Origin of the sequence: Thioalkalivibrio sp. ALMg11, from assembly GCF_000377905.1 — a bacterium.
Taxonomy (GTDB): domain Bacteria; phylum Pseudomonadota; class Gammaproteobacteria; order Ectothiorhodospirales; family Ectothiorhodospiraceae; genus Thioalkalivibrio.
In genome coordinates this window covers 477,837-495,063 of record NZ_KB898871.1, presented here as the reverse complement: position 1 = coordinate 495,063, position 17,227 = coordinate 477,837, and the positions used below count along the sequence as shown (strand labels likewise).

Annotated in this window: 20 protein-coding genes; 17 read left to right on the top strand and 3 right to left on the bottom strand. The window is 64.4% G+C overall.

Annotation, left to right across the window (positions count from 1 at the left end):
* Positions 1-96 precede the first annotated feature (96 nt).
* Both rho and trxA read right to left on the bottom strand, forming a co-directional pair.
* Positions 97-1,356: a transcription termination factor Rho gene (rho, locus tag D578_RS0102450; RefSeq protein ID WP_018948411.1), complete on the bottom strand. Its 1,260-nt coding sequence runs from the start codon at positions 1,354-1,356 to the stop codon at positions 97-99.
* 189 nt (positions 1,357-1,545) lie between these two features.
* Complete coding sequence (trxA, locus tag D578_RS0102445; RefSeq protein ID WP_012983830.1) at positions 1,546-1,872, bottom strand: thioredoxin TrxA; 327 nt, start codon at positions 1,870-1,872, stop codon at positions 1,546-1,548.
* Positions 1,873-1,987: 115 nt separating this feature from the next.
* On the opposite strand from trxA, the gene D578_RS0102440 reads away from it, so the two are divergent.
* From D578_RS0102440 to D578_RS0102395, 9 genes are all read left to right on the top strand, one after another.
* Positions 1,988-3,283: a DEAD/DEAH box helicase gene (locus D578_RS0102440; protein WP_018948410.1), complete on the top strand. Its 1,296-nt coding sequence runs from the start codon at positions 1,988-1,990 to the stop codon at positions 3,281-3,283.
* 161 nt (positions 3,284-3,444) lie between these two features.
* The gene (locus D578_RS0102430; RefSeq protein WP_018948409.1) at positions 3,445-4,290 is read left to right on the top strand and encodes a ParA family protein; all 846 of its coding nucleotides are present in this window, start codon (positions 3,445-3,447) and stop codon (positions 4,288-4,290) included.
* On the top strand, positions 4,283-5,857 hold the full coding sequence (locus D578_RS0102425; protein WP_026289128.1) for a ParB family protein: 1,575 nt from the start codon (positions 4,283-4,285) through the stop codon (positions 5,855-5,857). Before D578_RS0102430 ends, D578_RS0102425 begins: the two co-directional genes overlap by 8 nt.
* 3 nt (positions 5,858-5,860) lie before the next feature.
* Positions 5,861-6,499, top strand: a complete 639-nt coding sequence (locus D578_RS0102420) for a DUF2857 domain-containing protein (protein WP_018948408.1) — start codon at positions 5,861-5,863, stop codon at positions 6,497-6,499.
* Positions 6,496-7,839, top strand: coding sequence for an STY4528 family pathogenicity island replication protein (locus D578_RS0102415; protein ID WP_018948407.1), 1,344 nt, complete (start codon positions 6,496-6,498; stop codon positions 7,837-7,839). The genes D578_RS0102420 and D578_RS0102415 overlap by 4 nt, the downstream gene beginning before the upstream one ends.
* Positions 7,836-8,657, top strand: a complete 822-nt coding sequence (locus D578_RS0102410) for a PH domain-containing protein (RefSeq protein WP_018948406.1) — start codon at positions 7,836-7,838, stop codon at positions 8,655-8,657. The genes D578_RS0102415 and D578_RS0102410 overlap by 4 nt, the downstream gene beginning before the upstream one ends.
* Before the next feature lie 61 nt (positions 8,658-8,718).
* Entirely contained in the window at positions 8,719-9,024 is a 306-nt protein-coding gene (locus tag D578_RS0102405) for a hypothetical protein (RefSeq protein WP_018948405.1), read from the top strand.
* Positions 9,025-9,062: 38 nt separating this feature from the next.
* Positions 9,063-9,893 (top strand): PFL_4669 family integrating conjugative element protein, encoded by an 831-nt coding sequence (locus D578_RS0102400; RefSeq protein WP_018948404.1) that lies wholly within the window; start codon positions 9,063-9,065, stop codon positions 9,891-9,893.
* A 150-nt stretch (positions 9,894-10,043) separates the two neighbouring features.
* Positions 10,044-10,466, top strand: coding sequence for a hypothetical protein (locus tag D578_RS0102395; RefSeq protein WP_018948403.1), 423 nt, complete (start codon positions 10,044-10,046; stop codon positions 10,464-10,466).
* Positions 10,467-10,560: 94 nt separating this feature from the next.
* Here D578_RS0102395 and D578_RS0102390 read toward each other — a convergent pair whose 3' ends face one another.
* A complete protein-coding gene (locus D578_RS0102390; protein ID WP_018948402.1) occupies positions 10,561-11,817 on the bottom strand; it encodes an EAL domain-containing protein in 1,257 nt (418 codons plus the stop codon).
* 533 nt (positions 11,818-12,350) lie between these two features.
* Here D578_RS0102390 and ssb point away from each other — a divergent pair.
* The 8 genes from ssb to D578_RS0102345 all read left to right on the top strand — a co-directional run bounded on the left by ssb (position 12,351) and on the right by D578_RS0102345 (position 17,158).
* Positions 12,351-12,746, top strand: coding sequence for a single-stranded DNA-binding protein (gene ssb / locus D578_RS0102385; RefSeq protein ID WP_018168693.1), 396 nt, complete (start codon positions 12,351-12,353; stop codon positions 12,744-12,746).
* Entirely contained in the window at positions 12,739-12,933 is a 195-nt protein-coding gene (locus D578_RS0102380; protein ID WP_018168694.1) for a hypothetical protein, read from the top strand. Before ssb ends, D578_RS0102380 begins: the two co-directional genes overlap by 8 nt.
* 3 nt (positions 12,934-12,936) lie before the next feature.
* The gene (locus tag D578_RS0102375; RefSeq protein ID WP_018168695.1) at positions 12,937-13,161 is read left to right on the top strand and encodes a hypothetical protein; all 225 of its coding nucleotides are present in this window, start codon (positions 12,937-12,939) and stop codon (positions 13,159-13,161) included.
* Positions 13,158-13,670, top strand: coding sequence for a hypothetical protein (locus tag D578_RS0102370; protein ID WP_018168696.1), 513 nt, complete (start codon positions 13,158-13,160; stop codon positions 13,668-13,670). Before D578_RS0102375 ends, D578_RS0102370 begins: the two co-directional genes overlap by 4 nt.
* 8 nt (positions 13,671-13,678) lie before the next feature.
* Positions 13,679-15,913, top strand: a complete 2,235-nt coding sequence (locus D578_RS0102365; RefSeq protein ID WP_081617314.1) for a DNA topoisomerase III — start codon at positions 13,679-13,681, stop codon at positions 15,911-15,913.
* A gap of 24 nt (positions 15,914-15,937) precedes the next feature.
* Positions 15,938-16,174 (top strand): hypothetical protein, encoded by a 237-nt coding sequence (locus D578_RS0102360; protein ID WP_018948400.1) that lies wholly within the window; start codon positions 15,938-15,940, stop codon positions 16,172-16,174.
* Between the two features lie 187 nt (positions 16,175-16,361).
* Entirely contained in the window at positions 16,362-16,553 is a 192-nt protein-coding gene (locus D578_RS0102355) for a hypothetical protein (RefSeq protein ID WP_018168699.1), read from the top strand.
* Positions 16,554-16,738: 185 nt separating this feature from the next.
* Positions 16,739-17,158, top strand: a complete 420-nt coding sequence (locus D578_RS0102345) for an STY4534 family ICE replication protein (protein ID WP_018948399.1) — start codon at positions 16,739-16,741, stop codon at positions 17,156-17,158.
* The last annotated feature ends 69 nt before the right edge of the window (positions 17,159-17,227 follow it).

Genomic DNA, 17,227 nt, shown 5'->3' with positions numbered 1-17,227 from the left:
CTGGACCAGGATTGTCCTTCTCTGCGTTCTCCGTGCCCTCTGTGGTGCACAAACCCAACAAACCGGGCACGGAGCGTCAGGCGGGCAGGAGCCAGGTCAGCTGCGCTTCATCTGGTCGAAGAACTCGGAATTGGTCTTGGACGACTGCATGCGGCCGAGCAGGAATTCCATGGCCTCGATGTCGTCCATGCCGTGCAGGAACTTGCGCAGGATCCAGAGCTTTTGCAGCTCGTCGGGTGCGGTCAGCAGCTCCTCGCGGCGGGTACCGGAACGGTTCACGTTGATCGCCGGGTAGATGCGCTTCTCCGCGATGCGCCGCTCCAGCTGGAGCTCCATGTTGCCGGTGCCCTTGAACTCCTCGTAGATCACCTCGTCCATCTTCGACCCGGTCTCGACCAGCGCGGTGGCGATAATGGTCAGGCTGCCGCCCTCTTCCACGTTGCGCGCGGCACCGAAGAAGCGCTTCGGGCGGTGCAGGGCGTTGGCATCCACACCACCGGTGAGCACCTTGCCGGAGCTGGGCGAGACGGTGTTGTAGGCACGCGCCAGGCGGGTGATGGAATCCAGCAGGATCACCACGTCGCGCTTGTGCTCGACCAGCCGCTTGGCCTTCTCGATCACCATCTCGGCGACCTGCACGTGGCGCTGGGCCGGCTCGTCGAAGGTGGAGGAGACGACCTCGCCCTGGACCATGCGGTCCATCTCGGTGACCTCTTCCGGGCGCTCGTCGATCAGCAGGACGATCAAATAGCACTCGGGGTAGTTGCCGGCGATGCTCTGGGCGATGTTCTGCAGCATCAGCGTCTTGCCCGCCTTGGGCGGGGAGACGATCAGGCCGCGCTGGCCCTTGCCGAACGGCGATACGATGTCGATGATCCGCGCGGTGATGTCCTCGGTGGAGCCATTGCCGCGCTCCATGCGCATGCGCTTGTTGGCATGCAGCGGGGTGAGGTTCTCGAACAGCACCTTGTGCTTGGCGTTCTCCGGCGGCTCGAAGTTGATCTCCGAGACCTTCAACAGCGCGAAGTAACGCTCGTTGTCCTTGGGCGGGCGGATCTTGCCGGAGATGGTATCGCCGGTGCGCAGCCCGAAGCGTCGGATCTGGCTGGGCGAGACATAGACGTCATCCGGCCCGGCCTGATAGGAGCTGTCGGCACTGCGGAGAAAGCCAAAGCCGTCGGAGAGGATCTCGAGGACACCGTCGCCAAAGATGGCTTCGCCACTCTTCGCGTGAGCCTTGAGCAGGGCGAAGATGATCTCCTGCTTGCGGGCACGGGACATGTTCTCGATGCCTTGTTCTTCGGCAAAGGCCACGAGATCGGCAGCGGACATCCGCTTCAATTCGGTCAGATTCATGCGTGGGATGCTGTGTTCAACGTGGATGATCGGCGACCGGGGGTGGTCACTCGGATTGACTGGAAGGAGGCAGGGAATGGCCTGGCGGCCACTCGAACTGGTTCGATGGTAAGCGAGGCGGCGGCGCGGGGCAACCCCGGAGAAACCGGACGCCTGCGAGGCCTGGCGGTTAACCGCCAGGCCCAAGCATCAAAGGTGCTGATCCAGGAACGCAGTCAGCTGCGACTTGGACAGGGCGCCGACCTTGGTGGCCTCGACATCGCCGTTCTTGAACAGCATAAGCGTCGGGATCCCGCGGATGCCGTATTTCGGCGGCGTGGACGGGTTCTCGTCGATGTTCAGCTTGGCGACCTTGACCTTGCCGGCGTATTCTTCGGCGATTTCGTCCAGAATGGGGGCGATCATCTTGCAGGGCCCGCACCACTCGGCCCAGTAGTCCACCAGGACCGGCTGATCCGCCTTCAGGACGTCCTCGTCGAAACCGGCGTCCGATGTGTACACAATTTTGTCGCTCACTCCGAGCCCTCATGACTTGGGTTGGGGGAGCAGCCCGCACCGCCGGCTGCACGGCCCTTACTATCGACCATCAACGCCGGACAGTTCAAGTAATACGCAGGAACCGAGGAACCCCATGACCGAAACCGTGCAGGACACACCCCGCTTCGACCAACTCGATCTACCCGAATCCGTCCGGGCGGGCATTCGTGCAACCGGTTTCGAAACCTGCACCCCGATCCAGGCGCAGACCCTGCCGATCGCGCTGGCCGGCCACGACGTCGCTGGCCAGGCACAGACCGGGACCGGCAAGACCGCGGCCTTCCTGATCGCGACCTTCAACCGCCTGCTGCGCCAGCAGCCGTCACCCAACCGACAGCCCACGGACGTGCGCGCCCTGATCCTGGCCCCGACCCGCGAGCTGGCGATCCAGATCCACAAGGATGCCGAATCACTGGGTGCGGAAACCGGGCTGAAGCTCGCGTTGGCCTACGGCGGCACCGGCTACGACAGCCAGCGCGAGCAGCTGGAGGCCGGGGCCGACATCCTGATCGGCACGCCGGGGCGCATCATCGACTACTACAAACAGAAGGTTTTCGGCCTCAAGCAGACCGAGGTGGTGGTACTGGACGAGGCGGATCGCATGTTCGATCTCGGCTTCATCAAGGATGTGCGCTTTCTGATGCGCGGCTGCGCGCCGGCCAGCGAACGCCTGTCCATGCTGTTCTCGGCCACGCTGTCCTTCCGCGTGATGGAGCTGGCCTACGAGCACATGAACAATCCGGAAAAGGTCCAGGTCGAGGCCGAGACCCTGACCGCCGAGCGCGTGCGCCAGGTGATCTACTACCCGGCCAACGACGAAAAGATCCCTTTGCTTCTGGGACTCGCACGCGACCTTAAGCCGGAGCGCGCGATCGTGTTCGTGAACACCAAGCACGGTGCCGAGAAGGTCTGCGACTGGCTGAACGTGAACGACCAGAAGGCCGCGCTTCTGTCCGGCGACGTGCCGCAGAACAAGCGCTCGCAGCTGCTGGAACACTTCGCCGCCGGCGAATACACCTACCTGGTCGCGACTGACGTGGCCGCCCGCGGACTGCACATCCCGGCGGTCACCCATGTCTTCAACTTCGACCTGCCGCAATCCGGCGAGGACTACGTGCACCGTATCGGGCGCACCGCCCGCGCCGGCGCCGAAGGCGATGCGATCAGCTTCGGCTGCGAGGACTCGGCCTTCTACCTGCCGGATATCGAGAGCTATCTGGGTGAGCGCATCCCCACCGCGAGCGTGGACCCGGCGCGACTGTTCCAGGATGCGGTCAAGCCAAAGCCACGCCCGCGCAAGCCGCGCGACGATCGCCGCGGTGGCCCGCGTTCCGGCGGAGGCGGCCGCCCCGGAGGCAGCCGCCCGCAGCGCAGCGGCAACCGGAGCTGAGCGGACGCGGGAAAAGCCACAGAAAAGATGGTGCCGGCGAGAGGAGTCGAACCTCCGACCTATCGATTACGAATCGGTGCCGGTGACCAAACAATGTAGAGGGCGTTACGTCAGGTGACCCGTGAGGACTGGTAAACACACCAGTACCAAGGGGCTCCATTATGACAGTCCGAATCACGACCACCTCAACCAAGGGCGGTGTGGGCAAGACCACCGTCACGGCCAATCTCGGCGCCTACCTCGCGGACCTCGGCTACAAGGTCCTGCTGATCGACGCCGACATCCAGCCCACCCTTTCCAGTTACTTTCCGGTGGACCCGGCCCTGATCGCCGCCGGGGGGCTCACGGAACTCATTACCAACGGCGACACCGACGGCACGATCACTCCGATCGACATCCCGCTCGACGGCGAGCACGACGGGGCCCTCGACATTGTGCTGTCCAACGACCCCCAGGGTCGGCTGCAGCAATGGATCCTGCACACGCCGGACGGCCGCGTGCGACTCAAACACATCCTCGCGGATTACGACGACCTCTATGACGTCGTCCTGCTGGATACCCAGGGGGCTGTCGGCCCCCTGCAGGATGCCGCCGTCCTGGCGGCAGACTTCCTGCTCTCCCCTATTCCCCCGGAAATCCTCTCCGCCCGCGAGTTCGCGCGCGGGACCGTGTCGATGCTTGATCGGCTGCGACCGATGGCGGCCATGGGCGCACCGGTCGGTCCACTTCGCGGCCTCCTCTATCGGGTAGACCGAACCGGAGACGGCCGCGCGATCGCGGACGAACTCCGGCGCGAGGCCTGCGGCGAAAGCCGAGGCCAGATCACCATCCTCGATACGTTCATCCCCTCCGCCGTGGCCTACCGAGAGGCGGCCACCCAGCAGGTGCCCGTCCATCGATGGGAGCCCCACCGACAAGGGCCCACCCTGTCCGGTGCCGAGACCATGCGCCGCCTCACCGAGGAGCTGTTGCCTCACCTGATCCGGGGAGGGGCACAACATGGGTAAGAAACAGCTGAGTTCCGAGGAGTTGCGCAGCCGCCTGACCGTCGGCCATTTCGGCGATTCGGCGGCGCAGGATCTGCCGCCAGGCGACCCTCTGACCGTCACACAGATGGTGTTGGAGATCGACCGGATCCGGCCGTATGACGGAAACCCCCGGCGGCAGCGCAACCCGCAGTACGACGAGATCAAGGCATCCATCCGGGCGCAGAAGCGGTTGAACAATGCCATTGAAGTCACGCGTCGCCCGGACGACGACCTCTATATGGTGCGCGCCGGCGGGAACACGCGGCTGCAGATCCTGCAGGAGCTGTACGAAGAGACCGGCGACGAGGCGTACCGCAAGGTCCATGTGCTGTTCCATCCCTGGACCTCGGACCAGGATGTGTTGGGTGCACACCTGATCGAGAACGAAATGCGCGGCACGATGACGCTGATCGATCGCGCCCTCGCGGTCGATCGACTGCGCGAAATGTTCGAGGCGCAGGCCGGCGAGAGTCTGAGCCGAAAGGAGTTGCAACGGCAACTGCAGGACATTGGTTACACCGCCTCCCTGAAACTACTGCGTCGATTTGAATACGCAGCAAAGACTCTACTGCCGTCCATCCCCCAGGCGCTCCATGGCGGCCTGGGTGGACAGGCCATCGAGAAGCTCCGTGATCTCCATAGGTCGGCCCATGCCGTAGGCGAGTCCCATGGGCACACCCAGGATGCGGTGGACATGGTGTTTGAGGAGGCCCTCACCGCCACCGATGCGCCCGATTGGGACCCCGGTGCCGCGCGGCAGGAACTGGAGCGGCGTCTGGCCGAAGAACTGTCCCTCGATCTGCGCACCGTGCGCATGGAACTCGATACGCCGCCGACGCAGGACCCCGAGGGGACGACGGACCCAGCCGACATGCCCTCGGACGCCGATCCCGGCGCAATGGTCCAACAGACACCGCCCGTCCACGATGCCTCACCTACCGGGACACCCGGAGCGTCCCCCGGACGTTCCGGGGCCGCAACGGATCCAGTGATCGGTGATGGGGCCGGTGCGGGTGACCCACCTCCTTCCAGCCCACCGGCCGCGGCACCGACTGAGCCCGCGCCCACGCCCGCAGCCGCGCCAACCGTGGCGGATCTGAGGCGTCGGATCTGCACGTTGGCCGAGCAGATCGCCGCTCGCTACCACTACGCCGATCAGATCCAGCCCGTAGACATCGGCTATGGCTACGTCCTCGACCTGCCGGGCGAGACGGCCGAGGAGGCGGAGGCCCGGATGAACGCGGTGGAGAACGACTATCGGCACTGGACCTGGTGGCTACTGGTCAGCTGGTCGCAGATCGGCCTCCACCCGGACCGCGTCCTGCAGACATGCCCCACCCATCGCCTGGCCTCAGCCATTCACCGAGGCGACGAGGAGGAGGTCATCGCGCGGCACATCGCCGAGCCACCCTGGCGCGGGCTGGGCTGGATGGTCAGTTCGTGCCTACGCGAGCGCGATTTCGCCGACTTCGTCGCCCTCGTCCAGGCCTGCCGGGACCTGCAGCACCAGGCGGACGCGGACGGTCTCGATCCGTGGGAGGGCTGAGCCATGAGCAGCACAACGGATCTCACCCTCCATGTCCTGCGCTACGCCATGTCCCGGCTGCAGGACGCCGACATGAACGCCCTCAGCGTATTGGGCCTCACACCCGACCAAGCCTCGACCCTCGCCGACATGACCTTCGACGAGCTGGTCGAAATCTCGCGACTCGGGCATCTGTTCATCGACCTCCAGATCGACGCTGATCGGTTCGATCAGCTCCTCGAACGCGCGCGGGACGAGGTCCAGTCGCGGCAGGTCCAGGACGAGCTGCTTAGGCACCAGGCAGACGCCCGGATGATGGAGGCGCTATTTGGCATGACCACGACGGATGTGGCCCGACGTCGGCGAGTGCTCGGACTGCCCTCGCAGCCCGGTCGGCCGCGATCACCCACGTCCGAACAGGCTCAGGCGATGTGGGACGCATGGCGGGCCGCCCCGAAGGACCTACCCGATCCGGATCGCTATCTCCACGTCGCGCGCAGCACGGGGGCCTCGGCCTCTGCGGTCTACCGGCTCGTCGCGGAGTGTCAGCACACGCTCACTGATCGGGCCCCAACGTATCCCGCCAAGACGGCGCGGCCCGTGGTCGACCTGGTGCATCACCAGTTCGGGACCCACCTCTATTCCGCCGGGGGCTCGTCATGACTGAGGAGATCACACCCCGCATCCGAGGGCTCAAGGCGTACCTGGAGGACGCCGCGCGCCAGCTACGGGATCGACCGCCGGACCCCGGCGGCGACGAGGAAGGCGCGGTCCTGTATTTCGGCACTTGGCATGACTCCCACCCCCGGGCGCTGCTATTCGCGGACGAGCTGGGGCCTACCGACAAGCTCGCCTGGATGGTGATCCAGGCGAACTCCGATCCCAAGGCCCCCGCCGGATTCCCGTCGTATGACGAGTTCGGCCGCGCGGGGCTTGGGTCCCGGCCCACCATCGCCGCCGCGATCGCCATGCTGCGCATCACGCGTTGGATCTCGCTGTGCGATCGCGTCCGTGACGGTCAGGGCCGATACCGGGGGAGCGTCTACGCGATCCACGACGAGGCGGTATCGGTCACCGAGGCGATGTACCTCGATCCGGAGTACATCACCTATCTGGAGAGCCTGACCGATCACGGCCATCGACGGGTGCGCGAGACTGCGCAGCAGGTGCTGTCCACGATCCATCAGCGCCTCGATGCCGACCGCGACCTCACGGATCCCGTGGACACCGGCGGTCGCTTTGAGCGCCGCCTCGCCACCCATAACCCCGACCCGGCCGTGCGGGCCGCCGCGAGCCCTTGGGGTCTCGCCGGAAGCGGCCAAGTTAACGAGGCTAACTCGGGTGAGCGCCAAGTAAAGAATCTTAACTCGGTCGCCGATCACCGAGTAAAGAATCTTAACTCGGTGGACCATCCCGTAGAAACTCCTTCAAAAACAGAAACTTCGTACCAAGTAAAGAATCTTAACTCGGCTCGCGCGCGCGGGGGTAGTAGTGGTTTATATAAACCTACTACTACAAAACCTACCTCTGATACAAAACCTACCTCTGAGGTATTGGAACAACCGGGCGCGCGCGGCAGTGAGGAGTCGGCCGACGCGCTGCACTATCCCGAGAGCTTCGGCGCCGATCACCGCAAGCTGGCTGATCGGTGTCTGCAGGGATTGCCCGCCGACCAGGCCCAGCAGGTCCTGGACGAGGTCGCCGGTGCCATCCGGGATCGCGCTCAAACGGATCCGATCCGCAACCCCTTGCGCTACCTGAGTGCCGTCGCCAAGCGGGCGCGCAGCGGCGATTTCCTGCCGAGCTACGCCGTGGACGCGGCCGAACGACGCCGGCGCAAGGCCGAGCAGGCGGAGCGCGAACGACGGATCGACCAGGCGAGCGTCCAGCAGGCCGAGGCGCAGGTGGTCACGGTCGAGCCCGACGCGAACAACGAACTGGTGCAGCGATTGGAGAAGGCCCGCAGCCGAAGCACCCACCGATCCAGGGAGCCAGGGGCATGATCCTCGACGAACATGACATGCCGTTCAGCCACGGCCGCGCTCGCGTGGTCCGGGACGCGCTGAATCGCGAGACGGATAAGCGATACGAGCTGGTGCCAGTGCATTGGGGCGGCCAGCAGGCGGGCTATGGCGTGGAGCAGGTCGATCCCGACGCACCACCCGAGCCCCCGCCTCGGCCACCTGACGACGAAGAACCGAGCGAATCACTGCGACAGGCCGCACGGGAGTATCGCGCGCCGGCGTCGGCCGGGGAGCCACCCCGGGACCACCCCGCCGACGCGGACGCCGAGGTGCCGACCTACACCTTGCGGCCGGCGCTGCGCAGCGTATGGCCCACGGTGCTCAAGTTTGTGCTGCTCCTCGCCGTACTGGCCTGGACGCCGGAGATCGTGGCTTGGCTGGGGCAGTTGCCCGATCCAGTAGGGGCGAACATTGCCGAGTGGCGCATGACCATCCCGGGCATCGGCGAGCTGCCCATCGTGCAGGCAGCACTGTCGATGGTCCTCGGTATCTGGATGGTGCTCACCGCGATCCGCATCGTGTTCGCGATCTACTACTACCGATTCACCCTCGACCCCGACCGCGTGACGGTCCAGACCGGGATCATCGCGCGCCATCGCCGCTCTCTGCGCTATGCCAATGCCCGGATCCCAACCCTGGAACAGGGCTTCATCGATCGCCTGATCGGCATCGGCGAGGTCCGGCTGTCCTCGGCGGGCGGTGGCGAAACCGGCGAGATCCGGTTGCATGGCGTGAGACGACCGCTGGAGGTGAAGGAGGAGATCCAGCGCCGCGTGGACGCGGTTTGGGATCGCTGAGCCAGACCAGAGGGGGGGGACACTGTCCCACCCCCCTGAGCCAGACCAGAGGGGAACGGCCGTGCCGAGGATTGCCACAGTAGACGCGGATCAGGCCCTGGATCGACTGCTGGACGTTGCGCTGAACGACAGCGGGCAGGCGCGCTCCGTCCGTCGCGTGCTGCTGGCCTGCTACAACGCGCCGGAATGGCCGCTCGACCTGTCCGATCTACGAGGACTCGATCCGGATCTCCAGGCGTCCGCGCTCACGGCAATCGGACTCTATATCGCTGGCTCCGATCTGTACGAATACCGCCCGGAAGCCCCCTGGCAGGCGATTTGGGATTTGGCCTGCCAGGAATCCGAGGGCGGTGATAGAACACGCTGACCGGGATCTCCCGGCACTCACGACATTAGGAGGCGACCATGGCCGACACGAAACCCATGCCCAACGAGGCCGACCCCATCGTGGACTGGCGTACCGCCAGTTCATCACCCGGAGGCCTGCGCGGGTCCGCCGCGATGGAGATCCAGACGCGCCAGGCGCAGCGGCTGGTGCACGGACGCGGAGCCACCGACAAGAAGGCACCCATCATCGGACTCGTGCGCTTCGCGACCACGATGCGGCGGATCTGGCGAGCCGCAGCCCTGGACGATCCGTGGGCCGACTGGAAACTGCTGCAGACCTATGAGTCCCTCACGGAGAACCGCGAGGGCATCAATGCCCTCCGGGAACAGACCGAGCGCCTCCTGGCCTCGATGCCCGGTATCGAGATCGATGTGGCTCAGAGCCAGAGTCCGTGCACCGTCCCACTGGAGTTCTCGAACCCCTACGGCTTCATGGGGGCCTACCTGATCGCCGACTTCGATCGGACCGCACGCGCCATCCTGACCGCGCGCCACGTCGGGCTCATGGGCCGGGACGAGAGCGAGCGGATGCTGTATCAGGGTGGCCGACTGGTCCGCAGTGCGTTCAACGCTCCGCAGGGATTCCAGTATCAGGGCGTGACCCGAGACGAGGTGGCCGCTGGCACAGCGAAAGCCCGGCAGGCCATCGAGACCCTCGGCCTGCCGCCGAAGGAAGTCCTGGAGGGGACGTTGCGCGCACCGGTGGCACCCGACATTCGGGACCCGAAGGCTCGCAGCGAGCCACCCCCGGGGCTCTATGACGACGAGGACGACGATGAAACCGATGCCCCTGCAGGAGAACGCGCCGAGTCCTACGGCTCGCCCGTGGCTCAGGAAACCGGGACCTGATGGACCGGCTGGCTCAGATGCACGAAGGGTAGTTATGGCCGGAGGCCTGCCACGTAGTTACGGCCTAAAGGGCCCTTTAAGGGTAAGGGGGGGGGGCACAGGGGTCATTGGAGAAGGAGACGCATGAAACTCGCCGACGCACGTAAGCGAATGCAGGTTCTCGAAACCGAGCTACGGCAGATCGATCATCAGATGGACCAGCTGGTGCAGGAGTTCAAGAACACGTACCAGCGGCCCTGGGTCGCGCATCCTGCGATCCATCGCTCCCGGCGCGAAGGCGGGTCCGTGTTCCGGTGGCGTCTACGTGGATTCGACGGCATCGGCCAGTCCTGGCTGATGTTTACGTCGGACATGCTGCAGGAGGCACTTTCCCGCGAGGGCGTACCCCTGCGAACGCGTCTGGCGTGGCTGAAGATCGAACGTCGAGGGCGGATCCTCACGTTCGAGCACCGTCGGCGGAACTACGAGCGGCTGCGCCTCAAGGACCTGGTCACCCAGCTACAGGGCTTGAACGCGCTGGAAGACCGATGGAGCCATATAACCGGTCAAGGTTCGACGAACGGCACAGACTAATAGTCCGAACCGCTCGAACCTCAGCTAACTGCGTGCGCCTCGCTTGGGGTTCCGAACCTACCCCTATGGTCACAGAACAAGACGCGCTCCACAGTTAGGGCACGAAGGCCGAGAAATCGTAGGTATCGGCACGCTCGGGTTCACCTAGGTAGTAGCCTTGCGCCGCATGAACACCAATGCATAACAGCGCCTCCAGGTCGTGTTCGTTCTCGATCCCTTCCGCGACAACCTTCGCCCCTATCTCGTCCGCGAAGCGAGCCATGGCCACTGCCAGTGCTCGCAGTTCGGCATTGGTGGCAATGCCATCGATCAGAGTTCGATCGAGTTTGATCATGTCGGGGCGCAATCGAACGATGTGGCGAAAACTGGCGTACCCAGCGCCGGCATCGTCGATGGCCAAACGGACACCACCGTCACGCAGCCCCGAGAGCGCCTTGTGGAGCAGGTCATAGTCCTCCACCGCAGCTTCCTCCGTGACTTCCAGCATGATCCGATTCAGCGGGTACTGGCACAGCAGGTCGTACAATCGCCCCGACTGGATGACCCGCGGCGAAGCGTTGAGTGAAAGGTAATGCTCTGCAGGGATATCCTTTAGATGGCGAAGCGCCTGCGCTATCAAAGCGAGTTCGAGCTCCTCCCTTAAACCCACGGTGTGGGCCTCATCCAGCCACTGGTCTGGTCCGCGCCGCGGTTCACCGCCGAAGCGTGCGAGGGCTTCGAACCCCAAGGCTTGTTTGGTCTTCAGGTCGTAGATCGGTTGAAGGACGACGTGGAACTCCTGCCTATCCAGTACCTGCTCAATGCGTTTTCGTCCTTTGAGCCACTGCTCGTGACGAGCCTCCTCTCGCTCTATCTGTTTACTCACGAAGCTCGCGAACGTGCGCATCAGGCCCAGGTCGCGTTCACTTAGGGTTTCGTCGGCCTCGCGATCGAAACAGCAGAGCGTGCCGAAGATACGGCCATCGGAAAAACAAATCGGCACGCTGATGTGAGCGCCAACGGGTATATCTTGCGTAGCCTGGATCTTGCGCGCCTCGGGTAGTTCCACCGCATTCTGGATCAGTTCCGGAAGCCGCCCGTCGAGTACACGTTTACAGTAACTTTCCTCCGCTGGATCCGAGTCTCCAACGTTCAGTTCCAGAGCACCATTCTGCTGCTCGATGTACCGGAAGAAACGGCGATCATCCTTGACCTCCGATATGAAGGCCACTTCCATCCCCATATGCGTACGTACGGCATGTAGGGCCTCTTCTAAGAGCTCGTCCGCGCTGCTCACACCCCAAACGCTTGAATGATCAAGAACTTGGTCCACCAAGGGTGGAGTACTTGGCAAATGACTCGGCTCGCTCATCGCGGTTCCTTGTGGTTCCTTCGGGTCGTGGAAGAGTCCTGGTGCAGAGTGGGCAACTTCAGCCGAAGATGTCCACCCCTGGACGAGTAATCTCCCTCCATTGCGAAGCCAATGACCGCCGTGCCACTCCAAGCCTGGGTCATGCGGTCGGGAAACGACACTTCGAGACTCGCAGAAACTTAAGGCTGCAACAAGCGAGATATGAACCAATCAGGCATCCCCGAGGCTAGGCGACGGGTGCTATACGCTGAACGAACGGATCTTCGAGATCGCTATTGTGGTCGTCGCTTTACCGACTGCATTTTGACCAGCGTCATACTTCGGGATGGGTCTTCTCGCCGGGCGGAGCGTTAAGAGGGAGGGTCACCTGTCTTCCCGCAATGACACCTCCACAGTCAGCGAATCCGCCCTTTCGGGCTAAGTGGCTCACTGCATGGACTGCGTTAAACCCCTTGTCCATCAGTGAGGATTTCCACTAGATCCCTCGACTGGCGCACCGCACTCTGACACCGAACCCACGCTAGGTGCGAATCATGTCCAACACCTTTTTCGGCCGCGGCAACCTGGGCGCGGCGCCCACGCTCCGCCATGCCGAGCGAAGCGGCGAATCGACCCCCGTCACCAACCTCCGCATCTTCTTTGATCGACCGAAGCCCGACGGCAACGGCGACTTTGAAGACAAGGGCGGGTTCTGGCTGGACGTAGCCCTGTGGGGCCCCCGTGCCGAGCAGGCCGCGCGCCTGCTGCCGAAGGGCGCTCGGGTCCACGTCGAGGGAGAGCTGTTCGAGTCCACATGGAGTGACCGCGAGACCGGCGAGGAACGATCCCGCCTCGAAGTCCGCGCGTCCGCTGTCGATCTCGACCTTGCGCGCGTCGAGGACGTGACGTTCCGGCGACGGAACGAGAGCGCGGGAGCGACCGATGCCTGAGACCCCGTTCGCCCGTGCACGCTGCGATGCCTGCATCTACTGGCACCGCCTGAGCACCAATGAAGGCTCCTGCCGACGCCACCCCCCGGGACTGCTGCAACCCGTAGGCGAGAGCGACGGACCGTTCCCCCTGACGAAGGCGATCCACTGGTGCGGCGAGTGGACGCATCCCGACGAGGCCCGCTGAGGCATGCCCTTGTATCAGGCCCAACTGGTGGAACTCGGTCGCGTGGTCGCCACGACCCGTTTCGAGGCGCACAGCGACCAGGCGGCCGGGAAGGAAGCCGACGAAAGCGCCGACTGGCGCAGAGGGCAATGGGCGGCGGTCACCCGTGTACCCACGGAGCCAGAACCCACGGTCGCCTCGCGCGTCACCGCCGATGACCCAACCAAGGAAGAAGGAGACACTCCATGACGAACGGCACGATCACCCGCACCCTCCTCGCCGGTGCCGCAATCGCGGCCCTGTCCGGCTGCATCGTGATTGAGGAGACGCGGCCGACGACATCCAGCAGCTCCACGGCTGGATCCAACAACCAGGCCTCCGGCCAACAGCAGTACGCGAACGAGGTCCTCAACTTCGAGGTCGCCACCGCGACCGACGTCGATACCGCCTTCAATCGCATCCGCCGCGAGTTCGGGTATCTGCCGCTGGAACAGCGCACCAATCGCGCCGGACAGGCGTGGCTGGAGGCCTCGGATGCGTACCATTTCCATGAAAACCCCGGATCCTTCTACTCCGTGCGGGACTACCGCGAAATCCTCGGTCACGCCGGCGTGGTCCAGATGGACATTTCCCGTGACGGCAACGGCAGTCACATCGCCGTGGAGTATTACGAAGGTACGGACCAGGTAGACGGCTTCCCCGCCACGGACGCGTTCATGGACCGCTTCCGCGCGAAAGTGCGTTCCACGGTCGAGTAGGTCCGGTCGTGCGACTGTTTCTTGCGGAAAAGCCCTCACAAGCCCGCGATATTGCGCGCGTACTCGGCGCATCGCGCAAGGAAAATGCGTTTATTCGCGGGGATGGGGTGACAGTCACCTGGTGCTTCGGGCACCTGCTGGAAATGGCCCCGCCACCAGACTATGACCCGGCGCTCAAGCAGTGGCGCGTGGAGACGCTTCCCATCCTGCCGGACCAGTGGCGGATGAACGTGCGACCCAAGGTGAAGGGGCACTTTTCCAGCATCCGGTCCCTGCTGAAACAGGCCTCCGAAGTGGTCGTCGCGACGGACGCCGACCGGGAAGGCGAGACGATTGCGCGCGAGGTGCTGGATCTGTGCGGCTACCGGGGGCCCATCCAGCGGCTCTGGCTCGCCGCGCTGGACGAGGCCAGCGTGCGCAAGGCCCTCGCCAACCTGCTACCGGGGGATCAAACCTTCCCCTTGTACCGGGCCGGCGTGGCGCGCGCCCGTGCCGACTGGCTTGTGGGCATGAACCTCACGCGGGCCTACACCCTCGCGGCTCGGGCCCGAGGCTATGACGGCGTTCTGTCCGTGGGGCGAGTCCAGACGCCCACCCTCAAGCTCGTGGTGGACCGCGACCGCGCGATCGAACAGTTCAAACCGGTGCCGTACTACGAGGTAACGGTCCGCTGCGGCCATACGAACGGCTCCTGGGAGGCCCGATGGGTGCCACCCGAGGGAGTGAGTGACTCCGAAGGCCGCTGTACCAGTCAACAGGCGGCCGCCTCTGTGGCGCAGCGTGTACAGGGGGTGCAAGGCACCGTGACCCTGGCGCAGACCGAGCGCAAGCGCGAGAACGCGCCGCTGCCCTACGATCTCTCGACGCTGCAACAGGAGGCATCGAAACGGCTGGGGATGGGGGCGCAGGAGGTCCTCGATACCGCACAGTCGTTGTACGAGAAACACAAAGCCACCTCCTATCCCCGGACCGACTGCCGCTACCTGCCCGTCAGCCAGCACGGCGAGGCACGCGACGTCCTGCAGGGACTGATGCAGAGCGACTCGACCATCGAACACCTGGTCGAAGGCGCGGATGCCGCCGTACAGGGACGCTGCTGGAATGACGCGAAGATCACGGCGCACCACGCCATCATCCCGACCACCGCCGTCGCGGATGTCCACGCGATGTCGTCGCGGGAACAGGCGGTCTACGACCTGATCCGACGCCGTTTCATTGCGCAGTTCTATCCCGCCTACGAGTACGACCAGACGCGACTGGAAGTCGCGGCCGAAGGCGAAACCTTCCGCACACAGGGACGCGTCAATCGCCGAACCGGTTGGCGTGTACTGATCCAGACGGACGCTTCGGCCGAGGAGCGCGCCGAAAGCGACCAGGCTCTTCCCAACGTACAGAAAGGCGACCCCGTCTCCCTGGCCGGCGCGCAGATCCGCGACAAGGAAACCACCCCGCCGGAACGCTTTACCCAGGGCACGCTGCTCGCCGCCATGAAGAACATCGCCCGCGAGATCGCGGACGAGCGGCTGCGGCGCGTCCTGAAAGAGAACACGGGCATCGGCACGGAGGCGACGCGCGCCGGGATCATCCAGACCCTCATGGATCGCGGTTACCTGGAGGAGCACAAGAAGAAACTCACCTCCACGTCCGCCGCCCGGTCACTGATCGACGCGCTTCCGGATCCGGTGAAGGACCCGTCCACCACGGCTCTGTGGGAACAGGCGCTGGACCAGATCGCCAAGGGAGAAGGCGAGATCAACGGGTTCCTGCAGCGGCAGTCCGAATGGGTCAAGCGACTGGTGCAGAACGTTCAACAGCAGGGCGCCGACGCGGTTCAGGTCGAGGCGCAGGCCCAGCACGCCTGCCCCGCATGCGGTTCGCCCATGCGCCGCCGCAAGGGCGGGTCCGGGGCGTTTTGGGGCTGTACCCGCTATCCGGACTGCACGACCACGCTGCCCGACCAGGGCGGGAAACCCGGCAAGGCCCCGAAACAGGGGTCAGTCGGGCAGTGCGGCTGCGCCCAGCAGGGCAGCATTAAGGAATCACCCAAGGCCTGGCAGTGCGAAGCGTGCAACGCCATTGTCTGGAAGCAGGTCAGTGGCAAGAAGCTGACCGAGACCCAGGCGCTCACGCTGTTCGCGGGGGGCCTGGTACAGCTCAAGGGTCTCAAGAGCAAACGTACTGGCAAAACCTTTGATGCCGGTGCGAGACTAACGGAAGGCAAGGTGCAGCTGCAGTTCGACTGACTGCGCCAGACTACAGGAGAGCCCATGGCGATCATCCGATTCCCCATCGAGCGCCGCGATCACTGCGCCTCCGGCGCCACTGTTCAGCACCCGGAACACGGGGTCTGCGAGGTGCTCGACATCCCGGACGACGCCCCGATGCAACGCCTGCTTTACCGGGAGCGGGATCACGCGTGGGTGGAGGCCAATGTGCGGGAGCTGCGCCAGATCGAGCGCCCGCTCGAACCGCATGAATTGACAGACGATTATTGGGAAGGATAAAACTAGAAGCGTCACACGGCTTTACCGCCCGCCTGAGCGCATCAGGCCCCTGAAAGCACCGCCCGGACCGGGTAGCGGTGCGCTGGCCCAGCCAGTCGGTCCTGCTGTATTCCATCCACCCACGCCGGGGAGAGCCTCCCCCCGGTTGGGCGCGTCTCCTTTGGCTATTCTCGAAGGAGGCGCCTTTGTGAAAAGACCCCTTATCTACATCCAGACCGTCAAGGAAGATTCGCGGAAAATGGGCGTCGGCATGATCGTCGCCAGTATCGTCGCGTTATTCCTGGAGGCGGTGCCGCTGGCCAGCGTGCTCTACGTGATCACGCTCGGAGTGATGCTCCTGGTCATCGGAAACATCCAGCTCAACGAGGAGGAGTCGTGATGGAGCCGTTCGCGCTGATCGCCACTCTAATTTTCATCGTCTTTGTCATCCTGAACGTCATTGCCTGGCGCCAGGAACGTCGCAGCAAGAAAAAGTAGCGCCTGACGCTACCTTCACCCTCCCGGGGAAACCAATCCCCGGACGGGCATGGTTTCTCCGAATTTCACTGAAACAGGAGAACCACCATGTCTGAGAACAAATACTTCGATCTTCACATCACCGGCCTTGGCTACCTGAATCGGGTGCGCGAGGTGAGCCCCAAGAAGGGGGCGTCCTTCTATGCGTGCGACATCGTCGCGCTGCATGGATCCGCCGACGCCCCCGACAAGACCCGGTTCGATTGCCGGGTCAGCGGGGCGGAAGCCGAGCGGCTGATCAAGGCTGCCAAGACCTACATCGATGAAGATCGAAAGGTCCTCATCGGGTTCAATCTGGGTGATCTGTACCCGGATCTGTTCGAGTATCAGAAAGGCGAGAAAGCCGGTCAGACCGGCGTTTCACTGAAGGCTCGGCTGCTCCGGATCGCCTGGGTCAAGGTGGACGGCGAAACCGTCTACACCGCATCTGCGGACTCGACTCAGGAACCGGAAAGCTCGGCCGCCTGAATCCGACCGACCGTTCGCCAGGGGGTCCTCTCCCCCCTGGCTGCGGGGCGTCTCCGTTGTGGGGCACCA